General features: G+C 63.5%; 15 protein-coding genes, 1 tRNA gene and 1 riboswitch. Of the genes, 7 read left to right on the plus strand and 9 right to left on the minus strand.

Translation table 11 applies throughout. The features are described 5' to 3' along the window. Positions 1 to 89 precede the first annotated feature (89 nt). Complete coding sequence (locus IPM49_01955; GenBank protein MBK9273289.1) at positions 90 to 293, minus strand: hypothetical protein; 204 nt, start codon at positions 291 to 293, stop codon at positions 90 to 92. Between the two features lie 174 nt (positions 294 to 467). On the opposite strand from IPM49_01955, the gene IPM49_01960 reads away from it, so the two are divergent. Beyond that, positions 468 to 1,115 carry a hypothetical protein gene (locus IPM49_01960; protein ID MBK9273290.1) on the plus strand — a complete coding sequence of 216 codons (648 nt, stop codon included), beginning with the start codon at positions 468 to 470 and terminating at the stop codon, positions 1,113 to 1,115. Here IPM49_01960 and IPM49_01965 read toward each other — a convergent pair. Then, on the minus strand, positions 1,112 to 1,969 hold the full coding sequence (locus IPM49_01965) for a GNAT family N-acetyltransferase (GenBank protein ID MBK9273291.1): 858 nt from the start codon (positions 1,967 to 1,969) through the stop codon (positions 1,112 to 1,114). The genes IPM49_01960 and IPM49_01965 overlap by 4 nt on opposite strands. A gap of 87 nt (positions 1,970 to 2,056) precedes the next feature. Next, positions 2,057 to 2,245: riboswitch (cobalamin riboswitch) on the plus strand. Between the two features lie 102 nt (positions 2,246 to 2,347). On the opposite strand from IPM49_01965, the gene IPM49_01970 reads away from it, so the two are divergent. The 4 genes from IPM49_01970 to IPM49_01985 all read left to right on the plus strand — a co-directional run bounded on the left by IPM49_01970 (position 2,348) and on the right by IPM49_01985 (position 6,361). Further along, positions 2,348 to 3,616, plus strand: a complete 1,269-nt coding sequence (locus IPM49_01970) for a hypothetical protein (GenBank protein MBK9273292.1) — start codon at positions 2,348 to 2,350, stop codon at positions 3,614 to 3,616. Between the two features lie 45 nt (positions 3,617 to 3,661). After that, positions 3,662 to 3,736, plus strand: a tRNA-Thr gene (locus IPM49_01975). Positions 3,737 to 4,727: 991 nt separating this feature from the next. Next, positions 4,728 to 5,507, plus strand: coding sequence for a hypothetical protein (locus tag IPM49_01980; GenBank protein MBK9273293.1), 780 nt, complete (start codon positions 4,728 to 4,730; stop codon positions 5,505 to 5,507). Positions 5,508 to 5,791: 284 nt separating this feature from the next. After that, positions 5,792 to 6,361, plus strand: coding sequence for a fibronectin type III domain-containing protein (locus IPM49_01985; protein MBK9273294.1), 570 nt, complete (start codon positions 5,792 to 5,794; stop codon positions 6,359 to 6,361). A gap of 847 nt (positions 6,362 to 7,208) precedes the next feature. Here IPM49_01985 and IPM49_01990 read toward each other — a convergent pair. The 4 genes from IPM49_01990 to IPM49_02005 form a co-directional block, all read right to left on the minus strand. After that, a complete protein-coding gene (locus tag IPM49_01990; protein ID MBK9273295.1) occupies positions 7,209 to 8,267 on the minus strand; it encodes a DUF3238 domain-containing protein in 1,059 nt (352 codons plus the stop codon). Further along, positions 8,264 to 9,310: a hypothetical protein gene (locus tag IPM49_01995; protein MBK9273296.1), complete on the minus strand. Its 1,047-nt coding sequence runs from the start codon at positions 9,308 to 9,310 to the stop codon at positions 8,264 to 8,266. Before IPM49_01995 ends, IPM49_01990 begins: the two co-directional genes overlap by 4 nt. Next, positions 9,307 to 10,656, minus strand: coding sequence for a hypothetical protein (locus tag IPM49_02000; GenBank protein ID MBK9273297.1), 1,350 nt, complete (start codon positions 10,654 to 10,656; stop codon positions 9,307 to 9,309). The genes IPM49_01995 and IPM49_02000 overlap by 4 nt, the downstream gene beginning before the upstream one ends. 981 nt (positions 10,657 to 11,637) lie before the next feature. Then, positions 11,638 to 12,792 (minus strand): hypothetical protein, encoded by a 1,155-nt coding sequence (locus IPM49_02005; protein MBK9273298.1) that lies wholly within the window; start codon positions 12,790 to 12,792, stop codon positions 11,638 to 11,640. Positions 12,793 to 13,395: 603 nt separating this feature from the next. Here IPM49_02005 and IPM49_02010 point away from each other — a divergent pair. Then, the gene (locus IPM49_02010; protein ID MBK9273299.1) at positions 13,396 to 13,623 is read left to right on the plus strand and encodes a fibronectin type III domain-containing protein; all 228 of its coding nucleotides are present in this window, start codon (positions 13,396 to 13,398) and stop codon (positions 13,621 to 13,623) included. Positions 13,624 to 13,867: 244 nt separating this feature from the next. Continuing rightward, a complete protein-coding gene (locus tag IPM49_02015) occupies positions 13,868 to 15,181 on the plus strand; it encodes a DDE-type integrase/transposase/recombinase (GenBank protein MBK9273300.1) in 1,314 nt (437 codons plus the stop codon). Positions 15,182 to 15,484: 303 nt separating this feature from the next. Here IPM49_02015 and IPM49_02020 read toward each other — a convergent pair whose 3' ends face one another. From IPM49_02020 to IPM49_02030, 3 genes are all read right to left on the minus strand, one after another. Continuing rightward, a complete protein-coding gene (locus IPM49_02020; GenBank protein MBK9273301.1) occupies positions 15,485 to 15,772 on the minus strand; it encodes a hypothetical protein in 288 nt (95 codons plus the stop codon). Between the two features lie 59 nt (positions 15,773 to 15,831). Further along, positions 15,832 to 16,803: a hypothetical protein gene (locus tag IPM49_02025; protein MBK9273302.1), complete on the minus strand. Its 972-nt coding sequence runs from the start codon at positions 16,801 to 16,803 to the stop codon at positions 15,832 to 15,834. A 287-nt stretch (positions 16,804 to 17,090) separates the two neighbouring features. Further along, complete coding sequence (locus IPM49_02030; GenBank protein ID MBK9273303.1) at positions 17,091 to 17,477, minus strand: hypothetical protein; 387 nt, start codon at positions 17,475 to 17,477, stop codon at positions 17,091 to 17,093. Positions 17,478 to 17,543: the final 66 nt, after the last annotated feature.

Genomic DNA, 17,543 nt, shown 5'->3' on the forward strand with positions numbered 1-17,543 from the left:
AAAGAACGCATGGAAGGTAAGGCCGCGACCGGCGGAAAAACAATGCGCCCCGCCAGGGGGCGGGGCGCGGTTTTTGCTATCGGCGGCGGTCAGTTCATCACCTCCCAGGCCCGGTCACCCTGCAACCGGTTGAAGCGCTTCACCACCTCGTCGTAGGAGGTGGGCAGGTTCAGGTCCTTGTGCGGACAGAAGTCGAAGCGCTGTCCGGCGGGTGCCGGTGCGGCCTGGGCCGTCGGCTCCGAGGTCTCCGACATCTCCTGTTCGGTCTGCGCACGCTCGGGCTTGGGGCTCATCGGGGACGAGGCTTGGATCGGCAAGGGGGGCAAATGTAGGGGCGTCCGTCAGCGGAACGCAACGATCGAAGAACACCCTTGGGCTCCCACCGGTTCGTTCATCCACCGCCGCCTGTTCGCCGAGTGGCCGTCCCGGCCGTCCGGACACGGCGCCGAACACCGCACCTTCGCCGCATGCGCAGCTCCCTTCTTTCCGCGGTGCTGGTGGCCTTGGTCCTGATGCCGATGGCCGTCCATGCCCAATGCAACCAGCCCGGCACCGTGCACATCAGCGCGGGGGCGAACCTCGGCATCCATGCCACCAAGTACCAGGAGACCACGCCGCAGTACTCCAACAGCGACCGCGACGGGGCCATCTCCTACGGCTTCCCGCTGAAGGTGCACGTGGGGGTGTTGAAGCCGCTCAGCATCGGCGTGTATGGCGAGTTCGGCGGCTACGTGGACACCGCAGGCACCCGCAGCAACCGCACCGGGGTCATCGGCATCGAGCCGCGCTTCTACCCCGTGAACACGGACTATTTCAACCTCCGCCTCTTCATGCAGGGCGGCTACAGCATGCTGCGCATCGAGGACCGCTACCAGTTCGCGCAGGTGGGCGTGGCGCGCTACGCCGGACCGCACTTCGCCTTCGGCACGGGCCTGGGTTTCTACGCCAAGAAGGTCTTCGGCATGTACTTCGACCTCAAGTACGTGCGCCACTGGCTGCCTCTGCGGAGCTTCGAGGCCAACGGCCATGAGGTGGACTTCGACGCCTTCAACTACGAGGCGAAGCTCACCACCGGCGGCATCCAGCTCGAACTGGGCTTCAACGTAAGGTTCTAAAGCACGTCGAAGTCGGTGGCGTGGAAGCGCACCGCGCCAGCTTCCAGCTGACGGCCGCGCCCGCTGAGGTCCTTGAAGATGAAGTTGAGCGGTGCCGGTCGGAACCTCATGGGCACGTTCCAATAGGTCGATCCCGACCAGCGCAGCGCGGGGTCCAGGCCGATGAAGGCCTTCAGCAGCGGTGCCGACCGCAGGGGCAGCTCCCCGGCGGTCCCGATGCCCGGCTCCACGCCCAACACGAAGCGGAAGCCCTTCATGCGACGGGCGCTCAACAGCACGGTGTGGTCGCCTTGAAGCGCCCGGCCGTAGCGGTAGGCCGGATGCGCCAGCCGCCAGGCCAGCTTGCCCGCATCATGCACGGGTGCGAAACGCGGTCCGGCCGCCTGGGCGCGCCAGGGCAGGGGGCCGGCGCCGAGGCGCGCGTCCAGCGGCGCCACCAGCTGGAAGCCCAGCTTGCGCGTGAAGCCGGGCGTGCTGTTGGCATTGGCCACGCCCACCACGAAGCCCTTGCCCTGCGCCGCACCGGCCGCGTAGGTGGCCTCCGCCAACCGGGTGAACAGGCCCTTGCCCTGGTGCTGCGGATGCGTGGCCGTGTTCAGCGACAGCAACCCGGCCTCCTCCACACCGTCCACACGGGCCCGCATCGGGATGGTGACGTAGTGCGCCGCGAGCGTGTCGCCGGCCCAGGCGTTGAAGCCCACGGCGGGACCGTCGGGATTGTCCACATACTGCCAGCGCAGCACGTCCGCCGTGAAGTGGGCCGCCTCCGGGAACACGGTGCGCAGCAGGGCGGTCACCTGCGCCAGCCCCGCGTCGGAGAGGTCCAGCGGGCGCAGCTCGTACGGGGCGCTCATCGCGGCCAAGATACCGTTCGGCCGCTGCGCCTACCTTCGCCCCCGCAAGCCGGTGCGCCGGTGCCGCAAGGCATCGGACACAGCCCGGAAGGCGCGGCACCGCCCGGTGCCGCACCCGAAGGAGCAAGAGGGAATCCCGTGCGGACCGGGAGCTGTTCCCGCAGCTGTGAACCACCGAGGCCCCGGGCCAACGCCACTGTTCCGCTCCGGCGGAATGGGAAGGCGCCCGGGGTAGGGGGGTGAGCCAGAAGACCTGCCGGCCTGCACTGTCGATCGGCCCCCGGACCGGGGCGGGCGCTTGCGGTACAGGCCCCGTCCCCGACCGGTGGGTTTCACGAAACCGCCGCGCGGTGAACGCGGCACCAAACCAACCCGTCCATGTACCGTTCCCTTTGCTCCGCCGCGCTCAGCGGCCTGGTGGCCGTGGCCACCGCCCAATCGTTCGTGCACCAGGTGTTCGTGCTCAACGAGGGCTACTACAACATGAACACGCAAACCCAGGAGGTGCCCGTCACCCTCGGCAGCTACGACCCGGCCACGGGCACCTACCAGACGGTGGCCACCATCGCCGGGCAGCGCTTCGCCAGCGATGTGGATGTGGCCGACGGCGCGGTGTACGTGGCGGCCGACGGCCAGCTGCTGAAGGTTGACGCCGATACGTACGCCCTGCTGGACCAGGCCGCCGTGCCGGGCATCCGCAAGGTGGCCCTGTGGAACGGGCAGGTGCTGCTCACCCGCGGCGAGCTGGGCGGGCTGCCCCACTACTTCGAGGCCCGCGACGCCGCCACGCTGGACCTGCTCTACACCCTCACCCCGGCCGACGGGCTGTTGCACAGCGCCGAGGACGTGCAGGTGGTGGGCGACAAGGCCTACCTGGCCGTGGGCAACGCCTTCGACTGGGGCAACCTGGTGGGCTTTCTCGGCATCGTGGACCTCACCACGCAGAGCTACGTGCAGCAGGTGGACCTGGGCCCCGACGGCCGCAACCCCGAGCGCATCATGGTGTCCGGCCAGGACCTGTACGTGTTCTGCAACAAGGACTTCAGCGGCAGTGCCATCAGCAGGGTGGCCACCGATGGCGCCTTCAGCTACACGGCCAACGTGGCCCTCAACAGCGGCTGCGGCGCCAGCGAACTGGTGGCGGACAAGGTGGTCTTCAGCGAGTACGCCGTGGGCCGCATGGCGCGCTTCGACACCGGCACGGGCGGCGTGCTGGACACCCTCGCCAGCCCGCTCTTCCCCTATGGCCTGCTGCACGATCCGCTCAATGGGGTGCTCTACGCCACCACCACGGACTTCCTCACCAGCGGCACCCTGCATGTGCTGACGCCGGACGGCACCGAGATCAGCAGCACCGCGGTGGGCGTCAGCCCCGGCCGCCTGGCGCTGGACGTGCGGGCCTCCGCCGGCATCGCCGAGCTCGCCGCCAGCGGCCTGCAGGTCTACCCCGTTCCGGCGGATGAGCAGGTGGTGGTGGAGAGCGACGCGGTGGGCGAGCTGCTCACCCTGCGCGATGCCTCGGGGCGGGTGGTGCGGCATGAGCGCCTCAGCACCAGCCGTCTGGTGATCGACCTCAGCGGCCTGGCCCCGGGTATGTACAGCGCCCAGCTGCCCGGTCGGGTGGCCGTTCCCGTGGTGAAGCGCTAACGTCTACATTTGCAGCCCCGCCGGCGGAACGGTCGGCGGGGACCGGCCTCCTTAGCTCAGCGGTAGAGCAGCTCATTCGTAATGAGCAGGTCGTCAGTTCAAATCTGACAGGAGGCTCCACAAAGGGATCGCGCAAGCGGTCCCTTCGCCGTTCGGGGGGCTCCCGCTCGGCTCAGCTTGCGGGAAGGCCGCGCGTGCCGAGTGAGGGCGATGCGTAGGGCCTCCGGGTCCGCCTTCCGCCCAGATGCTCCCCGGATGTTCCCGCTCGGCTCAGCCGGTGGGAAGGCCGTGTGCGCCGAGTGAGAACATCGATAGGGCCTCCGGCCCATCTTCCACGCGGAAGTTCCCGCTCGGCTCAGCCCGTGGGAAGGCCGTGCGCGCCGAGTGAGGGTATTCGTAGGGCCTCCGGCCCGCCTGCCACCCGGAAGTTCTCGCTCGGCTCAGCCCGTGGGATGGCCGTGGGTGCCGAGTGAGGGGATCTGTAGGGCCTCCGGCCCGCCTTCCACGCTGATGTTCTCGCTCGGCTCAGCTGGTGGGCAGGCGGGGCATCCGTCGCGGGGAGGACCCCTGTCCCATCTTCGGTACGCCTGGGGTGCGTGGATGAGGGGGATCGTACGCGGAGCGTGGTCCATAGGTTCCTGCCCCTGTGCGAGCCGACGTTCAACCTCGGAGGTGTGCTCCAGCTTCTGAAGACCGGACCGCTGATGCCTCGGTTCCGCCCCCCATCTGCGCTGCATGCGCCCTGCAATACACGATCGATCGTGGATATCTGGGCCTTCGCGATCGTCGGAAGCCGAAGGGGAGGACTCCTGCTTTGTGCATCCGACCAAGCGCCCACGCCTCCATGCGCATCCGCCGCCTTGCCCGTCCCCGCCCCACCGCCCCCGCGGGGGAGGTGTCGCGTGGGTCCGGTCGGACCGGTCTGATCGCCTGGTTCGTCGGTCAGCGACGCCGCCGTGGAACGTATCGTCCCGACCCCTTGTCTCCGCTGCACCCCGCGTCAGTCGTGGCCTCTGGCCTTGGCGCAGCCTCCGACGACCGGGGTGGCGCCCAGGCGCGACCGGCCGCTCGGTCCGCTGACCTTTCCCCTATGCCGCCGAACTCAGCGCCTATGCTGCCCGTCCCGGCCGCCATGTCGGTGAACGCGCCGGCCATGACGGACGATCTGGGCGCGATGATGGTGAACCCGGCCACGGGGTCCGTTGATCCCTGCGCCATGTCGCCGAACCCTGCGGCAATGTTCCCAGACCCGCTCGCCGTGACGGCGAACCCAGCGTCAAAGTCCATTGACCCCGGCGCGATGACGTCGAACCCAGCGGAAGGGATGGATGACTTTCCTCGGGTGACGACCAACACAGCGCAGCGGTCAGGAGTACCAGGCGATGGGTCGATCGTCGGCGAGGAACAGGCTGGCGTGCCGGGTTTCGGATCACGCGCTCGGTCGAGGGCGTTCCGGGTCAAGGGTTGGTTCGTTGCGCTGGCGGTCGCCGTTCTGGATGCAGGAGGTCGATCGGCTTCCTGGGTCCGCAGCGTGGTGCGGCCCTCGAAGGCGGAGCGCGAAGCGCGGCGCAAGGAGTTCGACGCCCATTTCACCATCGTGACCATCCCGGGCCACCTGGTGGAGGTGGGCTTGGTCGACTTCGAGAGCTACGCACCTCGTGCGTTGTGGATCGCGGGGCTGGTCTCCGTTGGCTCCTATCGGCCGTTTCCTGTGTTGCCGCGCCATTTGCTGGCGTTCCTGTTCGTGTTCACGCGGCGGCTGCTGGGCCTCATCGCGTCCGTGGCGCGGCATGCGGTACCCGGCTCACTTCCCCTGCCCGGCCGTGCGGTCGGCTGCGCCTGCATTGCGCGCCCACCTCCCGGGTGGTCCATCTTCTGGTCCGTTCGCTGAGCGCGTGACCCTCCCCGCCTGAGGGGGCCAAGGGACCGCTCCAGGTGCACCGCAGCGGTCGCCGCATGCACCGGTGAACGCGCCGTCCAGCGATGATCGCTCATCGCGGAACGGCTGCGGGAACCGAACGGACCCGGACCCCTGCCCCGGGATGAGGCAGCGGTCCATCGGCGACCCGTTCCCTTCCTTTCTCAGCGGTATCCAGCTAACCCCTTGGGCCGCAAAAAGCCAATACCATGGCAACCCTAGTCAAACGTTTTTCCCGGCTGTCGCCCCTCGCTTTGGTGGCCCGCAGCCTTTTCATCGAACAGCGTCTCACCGGCAACCCGGACTACGCCGACCTTACAGCGGCCCTTGTGGTGGTCACCGCCAAGCGCGAAGCGCTGGAGCAGGCCATCACCGCCGCCGCGGACGGTGGCCGCACGGCGATCGCCCATCGCCGGGCCGCACAGCAGGAGCATTTCGCCGAGCTGAACAAGCTCGCGGACCGTGTCTCCAGCATCGCAGGCGGCGACGCGGTCCTGATCCAGGACGCCGGTTTCTTCGTGCGCTCCGCGCGCAACCTGTTGACGGAGATCCCCCGGCCGCTGAAGCTGCGCGCGCGGATCCGCGACCACAAAGGGGAGGTGCTCCTCGACTGGGCCACCACCCCGGGCGCCAGCCTCTATGTGATCCAGCACAACGGCGCATCACCGGATGATGCCGAGGCCTGGAAGGATGTGGGCGAGACCACCCGCATCCGGCACGTGCTCAAAGGCCTGGAGAGCGCCAGGGAGCACTGGTTCCGTGTGCGCGCCACCGGCACCAAGGGCAGCAGCCCCTGGAGCGACGTGGCCCACAGCCTGGTGCGCTGAGCGGCGCACGCCCCTGCCCGCAGGCAGGGCACCACTCTCATCGAGCAGCCCCGCGCAAGCGGGGTTGTCCGTTTGGGGGGTGGCTCGGGATGCACGGATCCTGAACTCGACCACTCTAATAGCCATTGAAAGCTTCACCTCCAGGAATGAGTGGCCGAACTTTGGGGAAGCTTACAGAAGCAGAGGGCTATCCAGCGATGGCTGAACTGGAGATCAAGAAGCTGGTGCCTGCACTTTGATCGCGTGGTCTCGATCACAGATCCGAACCAGCGAACATCCGCGCTAGCGGGGTTGTGCGGGGCTGTCGCTCTTCAAGCGATGAGATCCTGACGGCCGGAGGCCGAAGACCATGAGGCACTCGCTGCAAGCGAGCGCCGGATCATCTATGGCCTCGCGCACCCGAGCGCGGGTTGGGGGAGTGAAGAGGCACTTCATTGCGCAACCGCATGCGTGTGTAAAGCAGGAGGACGAGAGTGGCACTTGCGAGCAACGACCCCTCGAGCGGATTTACCAACCACGCCATGGGCTTCGCCAAGATCAACATCACAAGTACAGGAAGTAAGGATAGCACCCCGACCACTAGAGCCGAAGCAACCAATGGCAGGTGGTACTTAAATCTGAGAAAGAAGAGGATTCCGATGATGGGAACGAAAAAGAAAAGAAGCTTCGGGTATTCGTAGTATCCCAAAATCCCGATCCAAGTCTCGGTATAGGGCTCACCCATTGAAAGCCCGAAGTATGGGGTTACAGTACATGCGAGCGCAGCCATGTACCCACTCTCAAGAATGCAGTGGGACAGGTATAGCGCGAACGCGCTAAAAAGGTATCCCGTTGAGCGGCTCACTGGTTAGTCGCAGTCTTCTCCATCTTCACAGGAGTTTCTTGTCTCGCCAAAGGGCGCGGTCGTTATTGGCGTTAGAGCACCGCTATTGCCCGAGAAACTATAGTTGTGCTCCATCGGTGGAAAGAGCGACATCGGCCCCTCATTGGATTCGATCGGGTTCCTATTCCAAAGGAGGAAGGATTGCCCATTTGTCTCGTCAGTGATCCACAACTCATAGGCAGGGAACCCGTCTGAGGAGCCTGTGACATTGTAATTGAATGTCCCATCTTCATTGTGGGTGATGCTGACATTCAAGTCGTAGTTGATCGCGGGGGCCCCAGACGCAAGCTTATTGGGGGCGTCTACCTGGAGATGGACTGTCGTAGAGTTCCCATTCTGAAGCGCTGGCGCATCGTATGTTGGATTAGGTCCCGCGACATCTGGCTCCGAACTTTCAACCACGTTCCCATCCATATCCAGCCCATGAGATGCACGAGCAACGTTGGAAAGTGTGCTCACAGTTTTAAGGTAAAAGTCAAGACTGACCTTTTGTTCCGTCCGATATGCCAAAGTGTTCAGAAGGTATGAGGTGCGGTTGTCTCCTTTGAAGTAGTCAGACTTACTGAAAGGGCTGGGGTTGGATACTTGAGCTTGTGGTATGAAGGCACGAGCGGTGAGTAGATATTTCTCGAGCCCTTCAAGCTCAATAGCGTCGATGACCCTATTCTCACTGAACGCATAGGGTGAGTTGTGGGGGTATTTCGCAGCCAGCGGATCGAGGCTCAGGAACCTGCCTACACGTGGAGCCTGCAATTCTTGATCGCAATGCCTATGCGTCCCGGCCGCTCCGTGTAACGCATCGTGGTTCTTCTGCCCTTCGCACCCCATGCGATATGCCCTCCCCGTGACCGTGTTGTAGACGTTCATGCCGATGCGGATCATGCTGTCCTTCGCATGGTGCTCCGGATAGGCTCCCGAACTGAAGGTCAACGGAGCGGGTTCGACAGAGCGTAGTACGTCTTGGCCCTTGGCGATCAGGCTGGTTCCAAGGAGCATTAGATGCAGGAGAATGCGCTGGTTCATGGTCGGTCGCTTGTGGTCGGGGGCATCAAGGGGTTCGCATATTTCTGGGGATCCCTGGCCAACGCGCGCATCCATGCGAGGTACACCTCCAAAGGTACTTCGCGGTAGCCGAGGTTCACCAGGGTCGCCAAGGTGGCTTCGAGCGCGGGGTTCGTCACCGGGATCATCGTTGGTCCATCCACCGGTGGCTCCCGCGATGCAAGCGCGGCTGCCTTCACCAACAGGGCCTGAGCGCAGGCGGGGTAGTGGGCCAGGGCCAGATCGCAGCAGCGCAGCACGAAGCCGATGTCGGCCTGGGCGGCCCGCTGCTGGTAGCCTTGGGCCAGGTCCACCAGGCAGAGCGCAAGGGCCTTGCGCAGGCCGAGCGTATCCATGTAAAGGCCTGAACGGATGGCGTCGGTGTTCACATAGCCCGAGGCCATGACCCATGCATCGCTTGGAAAGGTGGCGCTGGTGAGCTCGGTGTTGTACCACCCGAGCTGTTCGCTGTGTTGCTTGATGTACATGTGCATGGGCGCCATGGCCAGGTAGGCATTGGTTCCAAGCTCGTGGCACAGCATGACATACAACAGGGGTAGGGAATGGCAGTTGCCCTCATGGGTAGCGAGCAGCCGGCTAACGAACATGTGCGTTGGATCGCACCAGGCGAAGTAGTCGACGGTATCGTAGCGGAACGGCAGGCTGAGCGGAATGCCCGGTGCGCCAAAGACCGTATCGGTCATGAGGTGAAAGACCGCACCGCTCCGCAGAAAGGCGGTGGAATCCTTGGCGGTGTACCCGGTCAGCCGGTTCGCGTTCGCCCACGCAGCGGCGATCGTGGCCAGGCGGGTGATGGCGCCGTTGAAGGCCTGCGTGTCCAGCTGGCCGAGGAAGTAGGCGTTCTCCACTTCGAGAACAGCGGTCTTCAGGCTCGCTTGGCGGCGCCCCTCCAGCATGTCAAGGATCCTGGTGTAGGCCCGGGTGTACACGGTGTCGACAGTGCCCTGCCCCAGGGTGACCTGGACAACGGCGGTGAGCCCGCATATGAGCAACCCGGTTCTCATCGGACGATCCTGGCTGGTGGCAGTGGTTGCGCGAGCGTCTTGCGGAGCCGCTCCTCCTTCGCAGCGTCCACGGAGCTGCGCCAACGGGCATAGAGCTCCGGAGGCATGGGCGCGTAGCCCAACCGGTCAACCTGGCCGTACAGCGCTTTCAGGTCCGCCAAGCGTTCGGCCAGGTCGGGCCGCAGCCGTTCGAGGTCGTTCAGCGCCGGCTGACCCGCCTGCCATAGCGCGCGATCGAAGGTGGCGGTGCGCAGGTTGGAAAGCTCCATCCAGCCATGGATGTCCTGCGGGTATTCCTTGAGCGCGCGCTGCAGGCATTGCTCCATGAATGGCTCAGCGTACCCATGGCGTTGCGCATAGTAGGCCGCGAGCTCCACCAGCAGGTGGGCCACCACCCGGCGCGTTCCAACGGTGTCGAGGTAAGCGCGGCTCTTGATGCCTTCGGTCCTCACATGGCCCGAACCGGCGAGCCAGGCATCGGAGGCCAGGCGCCCGTTGGTGGTCTCGAAGTTGTGGAAGGTGCCGGTGCCGTCCCTGAACTTCACGAAGCTATGGTTCGGTGCAAAGGCGAGGTAAGCCTCGGCATGAAGCCGTTCCGCCAAGGCCAGGTAGAGCAGCGGCATGGAGCGGCACTGCCCTTCCCCGGTGAGCAGGAGCTTGCCGACCGTCACCTTGCGGATATCCTCCTCACCGTTGGGGTCGTCGAAGTCGTATCGCAGGGGCGACCATGTCCTGCCGGTGGTCGGGTCCACGAACGTGTCCCTGTAGAGGGCTTGTATACCCCAATGGACCATGAGCGGGTCGTTCGCATCGCCGCCTGAGGAAGCGATATGTGCCCGGACCACCTTGGCCACTTGGTCCAGCAGTTCACCCAGTGACGCATGCGTGCCGGTGGTCTCCAGGAACGGCCGTTCCATGGCCTCGATGGCGTTGCCCAGATGCAGCGGTTCCCGGCCATCGAGCATCCGCACCAATGTGGTTCGCGCGGCCTCGAACGCCTGGTCGCGTGCGGCGGTGGCGGGTGTGCCGGTGCTGGCGAACCGGAAGGGGCCGCTGTAGGCGCCGGTGGTACCCTTGGTGCTGTGCCGTCCATTGCGGAATTCGTCGGCGAAGTGCGCAGCCGGTGCCATCGGCTGTGTGGCGCCCGCCCGCCCGTCGAGGGGAGGAGCCGGCCTTCGGGCAGGAGTGAAGGGCGCGGGGCTGCCCATGGATCCCGGCACGATCGGGCTGAAACCGGAGAAGTGCGGCGCTTGCGGCCCCGGTGTCGCGGGGAACTGTGCACGGCTGGTCCCACCAAGGCAGATCAAGGCGATGAGCGATACGGACCGGAGATGCGTATGGGGCATGCTGTGCTAAATATAGATAAAGTAATGGGGCGATGCCGAGGTCCCTACATGGAGCAAACGCTGGGCCCATCAGCGGGGTGCAGAGGGACGATCCAGCCCGGGCGATCCGCTCAGCTTCCAGGCAGCCAGCTTTCGGGCCTGGCGTGCACGGACGCTGTGCGCAACGACCACAATGAAACGGAAGCATCGGGACATTCCCGGGCGTAGTGCAGGGAAGGATACGCCCCTCCATTACTTAACCCCAACCCTTGCAGGCCACCAGTTTTCACTGGCCCGACTTTAGGGGAAGCTTACAAGGGCACATCGACGATCCTGGTTTCACGCGGGCAATCGTTCACTGCCACTCACCCGCCGCTGGTGCAGCGCGGAAACGCCGGCCTTTCCCAGCGAACACCTCTTGTCCCATCTTCGGCACGCTCAGGGTGCAGGGGAGTGTGGGATTGTGCGGGGCCTTCGGGTAGTGGAGCGGTCCGGAGATCCGAACCAGCTACATCCACGCTAGCGGGGGTTAGTAATTCGAGGTGTTCACTGCGAACTTGTGAATCCTCTCTTCGTGATCTACGAATATGTAGCTGGATACCTTGTTGACGGATAGCCCATCAATTCTGTACCACTGACCAGGCTGCAACGGACCTATTGTCTCGAACTGTGAGAGGGGGCGCTGAGCGTCGTGCCATGTAAATCCATTCTTCCGGTCGAGGAATACCCTTCGTCTCTTGCACAAACCGTCGGCAAAACTCACGCTTGCCAAGAAGTTGAATGTCGTGTCCACATAAAGACGTTCCAAGAGAATCTGCTGGTTGATACTGCCCAAGTTCGGAATGGACTCTGTCTGTGTGGGAAGCATGCGAGTAATCCTGAGCGTCTTATCACCATCGCACCAGTTCGACTCGATGTAGGTGAGGTTGATCGTGACGGCCTCTCTTGTACTGCAAGACAGGCAGATTGATACCATTAACCAGAGCCCCGTAAGCTTCATTGCTATTCAGCAACTTGGTCGAGGATGAGAGCAGTGCCTCGATGTGACTCGGAGAAGTTGGCTCGATTGTCCTGGTAAAGATCCGCATTGCCCAGCCCGTTATCAATCTTCCATTGCTTGTACGTAGCCAAGGCATTGATCACCAACCGCTGACCCAACATCGAGGCATCCATTTCACCTGAATAGGAGGTTCTAACCGGAGTCTCCAAACCTTCAATTTCGCCCCACGGCCGGTCACCAAGGAACGCACTTGTGACTTCATCGATTCTACGCACCATATCCCGGTCAGCCTGAACGGTGCGAATGTCCTCTAAGTAGCCTGCGTAAGGTTCTCCACCAGCGACAACAGCGGCATAGTCCATGTCATGCCGTTTTGCAATGGCATCAGCCCAGTCAATGGGCTGTTCGTTGAAGTTGTAGTCTTCATTGTTGGGAATACCACTAGCCGTTACACAGCCAGGCCCAGAGTATAAGCCGTGGAATCGTACGTCCGATGCACCGCCGTTTTGGCGCTGCTCCCATAAGGATCCGACTCGCTCACCAGCAGGATTGTAGTACTGATGAACTACACCCTTCCCTCCTGGTCCAAACGGAACGGAGTTATGCAAACCTGCGGTTGTGCCACCAAGGCGAACGATGTCCTTGGCCGTCATCTTGTAAAACTCAGTCTTTGCAACCGATCCGTCTGCGTAATGATGGAACGAGATGTACTCCAATCCTTCCAATTCTCTACCATCAACAACTCTATTCTCGCTGAACGCATACGGTGAGTTGTGCGGGTACTTCGCCGCCAACGGGTCCAAGCTGAGGAATCTGCCCACCTTGATGTCATCCCTACCGATCGCGCAGTTCGGACCGATCCCCTCCGACCCACGAACATCGTTGGCTTCAACCTGCTCTTGGCCGCCGATCCGGTATGCCCTGCCTGTGACCGTGCTAAAGGCCCAATTCCCGATCCGCCGCAGCGTATCGTTGCCAAAGACCTCCGGGTAGTGCCCTTGGCTGAACGCCAATTCAGGCGAGGAGGGCACAGGGTAGTTCTGGGCACGAAGGGCTGGCGAAATGCCCAAGAGGGTCAAGCCTGCGGCCAGCATGCTCCACGACCGGGTTACAGCGGCCGCAACCTGCGCGAACAGGGTTGTGGGTAAGAGCGCCATGGTCGGCAAGGGGGGCATACCCCTGTGGCCCGAACATACGATGCGATGGTCATTGGACATGCGTGGAGAGGCGTTTCGCGGGTGGAGGAACGAGGAGGTAGGTCCTACCCGGTACCCATTGGGGTAGGGCAGAACGGTATGGTCGCTGGCCCTGCGGCACCCCGAAGGTCTGTGTCCGCATCGGAGCGCCAATGCTGTGCATGTTCTTTGGCGGCTGGGATAGGTCGTCCATGGCGTACGGCGATGCTAAAGATAGGCGAAGTATTGATCCCGGTGGGGTGCCAGGGTTGGTGCAGAGCCTGATCTCTGCCCCGGGCAGCGTTCGGGTGTGGGTATGCTCACTCCAGGGGCCAATGTGCACCTGCCAGCAAAACAATAGCGAACGAGCCAGTGAAGGACCAAGCCCGGTTCATTTTCGGGCATGACGGTTGATCAGGGCACGAATGCGAGACCGCTCGAGATGCTTCGACCCGTGCAGGTTCGCAGGCGGCGACGCGGTCCTGATCCAGGACGCCGGCTTCTTCGTGCGCTCAGCGCGTAACCTGTTGACGGAGATCCCCCGGCCGCTGAAGCTGCGCGCGGATCCGCGACCACAAGGGGGAGGTGCTCCTCGACTGGGCCACCACCCCGGGCGCCAGCCTCTACGTGATCCAGCACAACGGTGCAACCCCGGATGATGCCGAGGCCTGGAAGGATGTGGGCGAGACCACCCGCATCCGGCACGTGCTCAAAGGCTTGGAGAGCGCCAGGGAGCACTGGTTCCGTGTGCGCGCCACCGGCACCAAGGGCAGCAGCCCCTGGCGCGATGTGGCCCACAGCCTGGTGCGCTAAGCGGCGCGCGCCCCTGCCCGCAGGCAGGGCACCACCCTCATCGAGCAGCCCGCGCAAGCGGGGTTGTTCGTTTGGGGGGCAGTGGAAGGGGCTGCATCGGGGCGTGTTCTGTGCTTCTCTCGGAAATGGAAATAGCATTCTGAGTTGGTCATCAGTATCCGGGTCGACATCACCGGCGGGTCCACGCCCACTTGACGATCCCGGGCTACTGGGGGAACTTGCTTAAGGTTCGATAAGTAGGTCCATGCGCCGAGCCAGCTACCACACCACCCTCAAGGACCTGATCCGCACGGGTGCCGAAGAGGCGCTGCCGGATGGCATGTTCCAACGCATTCCCCGAAGCAACCGCCACCGGTGGCGGCACGAGCCGGCGAACAAGTACCAAGGCGCTGCCCTCGGCCGCCTCACCACCGAGCAGCTCGACTTGTTGCGCCTGACCGCCCGACATGAACGGCTGCGGCGCCTATGCATGGCCTACGCCCGGCTCCACCTGCTGCTGCGCGGGTTCCGTGAAGGGGCTTGGAGGATCGGTACCATGCCCCAGCGGTCCGCGCTGCTCGCCGCCATCCGGAGCGGCGCCGAACGGCTGCCCCTGCGCCGCGTGCTCCGCTTCCTGGGCCTGCCCCTGCGCACCTACAGGAGCTGGCGTGCCCGCACTGCACCGGCCTGCGGACCCTCGCCCCTGGACCGCTGTCGGCGGCGTCACTCCGGCCAGCTTCTGCCCGCCGAACGCGATGCCCTCCGCACCGTGCTCCAGGACCCCGGCAAAGCGCATTGGCCGGTAAGCTCCCTGGCCCACTGGGCCGCGCGCGAGGGTCTGGTACATGCCGCCCGCTCCACCTGGTACCGCTACCGCCAGGCCCTGGGCCTCCCATCCCGCCGCGTGCCACGCAAGAAGCGCCACCCGCCCGGACCACGGGCCACCCGGCCCGATGCGCTCTGGCACGTGGACGTGACCCCGTTCCGGACCACGGACGGCCAGCGCTGGGCCATCCATGTGCTGGTGGACAACTACAGCCGGCGCAAGCTCGCCTGGGCCGTGCATGAACGGCCCCGCGCCGCGCATGTGGTGGCCCTGCTCCAACTGGCCTGGGCCCGGTCCGTGCGTTCGGATGGCTTGCCCGTGGAGGTCCTCTCCGACGGCGGGTCCGAGAACACGGGCCGGCCCGTGCACCGCCTGGTGGCCCGCCTGCACCCCGGGCTGCAGCACCGCGTAGCCTTGCGCGACCTCCCGTGGTCCAACTCCATGGTGGAGGCGGTGCACAAGCGCCTCAAGTATGGCTTCCTGCTCAGCGACCCGCCGGCCGATGGTGCGGTGCTGCGCCGCCGCGTGGACGCCGCCTTCCACGAGGAGAACGCCGTGCGCCCCCTCGAAGCCCTGAACGGACTGACCCCGGACGAAGCCTATTTCGGCTGGCCGATGCGGACGCCCCACCATGCACCGGGCCACGCTGCGGAACGCGCTGCGGCCCGTGCTCTTCGCCGCAGCACCAACCCCGGCCTGGCCTGCGGCGCGTGCGACGACAAGCCCGAGCTCCCGGCCCAGCCACCTGGTTGAACGCTTCAAGGCTCTGCGTGGCAGTGAAATGCCGCGAGATGGCCTTGCCGGCGACAGCGACGCGCATCGGCCCTCATGTCCCGCAGCAACGGGCTTCTCCTCGTCAGGCACGCCGCGCACCCGCCGGGCCAACGCGGGTGATCACTCACTTCCATCCTGCTCCTCGACCCAAAGGGGATGCTCAGCCGTCATTTTCCCACGAACACCCCCCTGTCCCATCTTCGGCACGCCTGGGGTGCATGGATGAGTGGGATTGTGCGGTGCACAACAGTTCTTCATTGGTGTATTTCCTCATCGTCAATCTTATTGTGTCGTTGGAAAATCCTTTACCAACTGCTCCTCAAAATACTTCGAGCCATCCTTTGGCTTGTAGAATGTCTTTATCACACCATCTTTGTCGGCAACGCCAAAGAGATTCTTATTCATATCGTATTTGACCAAATCACCGGCGAATTCGCCTTGAGTGCGGGTGTATTCAAACACGTTATCACCGGAAGATGCAAAAAAATCTTTTGCAGCTTGTTCATATTCTGTCGCGTTCTTGAACAGGCCATTGAACTTACTAGCGTGGTCGGCGTAGTGTTTGTTCAAGAGTTTGGTACTTCTGAATCCAACTGCTGCCAATCCCTGGCCTGCACTTCGGGTTAATCTCACCACCGGTTTGGCCAACCGCTGACCGGGAATGAAGCCAGGATCAGCCAGCCTGCCGCTGCCGTACGGCTTGCTTCATGACCGTTATCATCCTCACCGGTGATCAATTGATTGATTTCCGAAAATGGTAGGACTGTTTCGATTATTAACCGCATCATTGGATCTGCTTGCGGAGGATCGGCTGGACCCTGAGGATAAATCACTTGTGTGTCCCATTGTCCCAAATCGGAGTTCGAATCGTTTGGTGAAATAAAGTATCCAGTCACCTGATCCTTTCCAGCTGGTATCCCTTCCAACCCTTCCAGTTCCTTATGATCAATAACTTTATTCTCACTGAACGCATACGGCGAATTGTGCGGGAACCGTCCGGCAAGTGGGTCAAGGTTCCAGAACCTCCCCACCCTTGCGTCATGCATTCGATACTCGAACGCATAGCTCGTCCCCGGATCATCGTGTATCTCATCATCCTGTTCCTGTCCTTGGAACCCGAACCGGTACGCGAACGCATGCCGCTCATCGAGCAAGCTCCCAAAGGCATCATAGTCCGCGTAGGACAGCACATCTGCCTTGAAGCTGGTGGGTACCAGGACCGGTGTGTTGATGTCGAGGCTGAAGTCGCTGAGCTTGCGGTCGCCCACCACGGCGCGCACGTTGCCCAGGTGGTCGGTGAGCTCGTAGCGGCGGCGGCCCAGGTGGCGGGTGCTGGTGCTGCGGTCCGGGCCGATCAGCACCGGTTGCAGGGCCAGGGCGGGCTGGATGCCGGGCAGGGCATGGGTGGTCTGCGTGGGGCTGGCATCGTCCGGCTGGGCGATGCGGCGCAGGCCGGTGGTGGTGGTGCACAGCATGTCGGTGCCGCCCTGCTGGGCGTTGCGCCGCACATCGGTGACGTTCCAGGCCATTGGGGCGATGGCGCCGCCGGCGAGGGGCAGGCGGCAGAGGCGCTGGGTGGTGGGGTAGCTCAACCCGCTCACGGTGAAGTAAAGGTAGTTGGCCGCCGGGCTGAACGCCTCCCAGCGCCGTGTGGCGGCAATGTGCCACGTGAACGCCTTGGCCAGGCCGCAAGGCGCATCGGTCCATGATTCACCCGGCAATGCAGTTCTGCGCGTGAGGCACATCGACCATCCGGCTCCTCGACCAGAAGGGATGCTCAGCCATCATGTTCCCACGAACACCCCCCTGTCCCATCTTCGGCACGCCTGGGGTGCATGGATGAGTGGGATTGTGCGGGGGGGTGTTCGTTTTGGGGGGGACGCTCGCGCTATTTAGGGGTAACTCTCAATGAACTATCAAGCCTATGGATGAACTCCTTCTCAAACACTGCAAGCAATTTCTCCCTTAATAATGGCGTGCTCCAATTCACTCCGGCATCGCCCGCACTCCCCCCGCGGCCTTCTTCGTCGAAGGCATAGGCAATAGAAAGGCAAGCAGTCGCTGAAGTATCCCAGGCAAGTTCCGAACCGGCATACTGGATTCGATACTCATAGGCCGCCGCCTCGTGAGTAATCCGTATGTCAACATACGCCTGGCTATTGGGATGTTCTCTTACGACTGTGTCCGATTTACCTTCATTCCGGTAGATCAGGGTAGTTCTTACCGTGTCACCCCTTTGAAGAACTGAACGATTGGAGTCGAGGATCTGATCCACAGCGTGGCGTAAGTCTGAGTGCTTGACGCCATAGCAGTATTCGCTTATGGAACCATGAGTACCCCC

This window comes from Flavobacteriales bacterium, from assembly GCA_016715895.1.
Lineage (GTDB): Bacteria > Bacteroidota > Bacteroidia > Flavobacteriales_F > PHOS-HE28 > PHOS-HE28.

What these genes read in the sequence shown, in the direction of transcription:
- IPM49_01980 (MBK9273293.1), top strand. Translation starts at nt 4,728, where the DNA reads ATGCTGCCCGTCCCGGCCGCCATGTCGGTGAACGCGCCGGCCATGACG.
- IPM49_01955 (MBK9273289.1), bottom strand. Translation starts at nt 293, where the DNA reads ATGAGCCCCAAGCCCGAGCGTGCGCAGACCGAACAGGAGATGTCGGAG.
- IPM49_02015 (MBK9273300.1), top strand. Translation starts at nt 13,868, where the DNA reads ATGCGCCGAGCCAGCTACCACACCACCCTCAAGGACCTGATCCGCACG.
- IPM49_01960 (MBK9273290.1), top strand. Translation starts at nt 468, where the DNA reads ATGCGCAGCTCCCTTCTTTCCGCGGTGCTGGTGGCCTTGGTCCTGATG.
- IPM49_01970 (MBK9273292.1), top strand. Translation starts at nt 2,348, where the DNA reads ATGTACCGTTCCCTTTGCTCCGCCGCGCTCAGCGGCCTGGTGGCCGTG.
- IPM49_02000 (MBK9273297.1), bottom strand. Translation starts at nt 10,656, where the DNA reads ATGCCCCATACGCATCTCCGGTCCGTATCGCTCATCGCCTTGATCTGC.
- IPM49_01965 (MBK9273291.1), bottom strand. Translation starts at nt 1,969, where the DNA reads ATGAGCGCCCCGTACGAGCTGCGCCCGCTGGACCTCTCCGACGCGGGG.
- IPM49_01990 (MBK9273295.1), bottom strand. Translation starts at nt 8,267, where the DNA reads ATGAACCAGCGCATTCTCCTGCATCTAATGCTCCTTGGAACCAGCCTG.
- IPM49_02005 (MBK9273298.1), bottom strand. Translation starts at nt 12,792, where the DNA reads ATGGCGCTCTTACCCACAACCCTGTTCGCGCAGGTTGCGGCCGCTGTA.
- IPM49_01995 (MBK9273296.1), bottom strand. Translation starts at nt 9,310, where the DNA reads ATGAGAACCGGGTTGCTCATATGCGGGCTCACCGCCGTTGTCCAGGTC.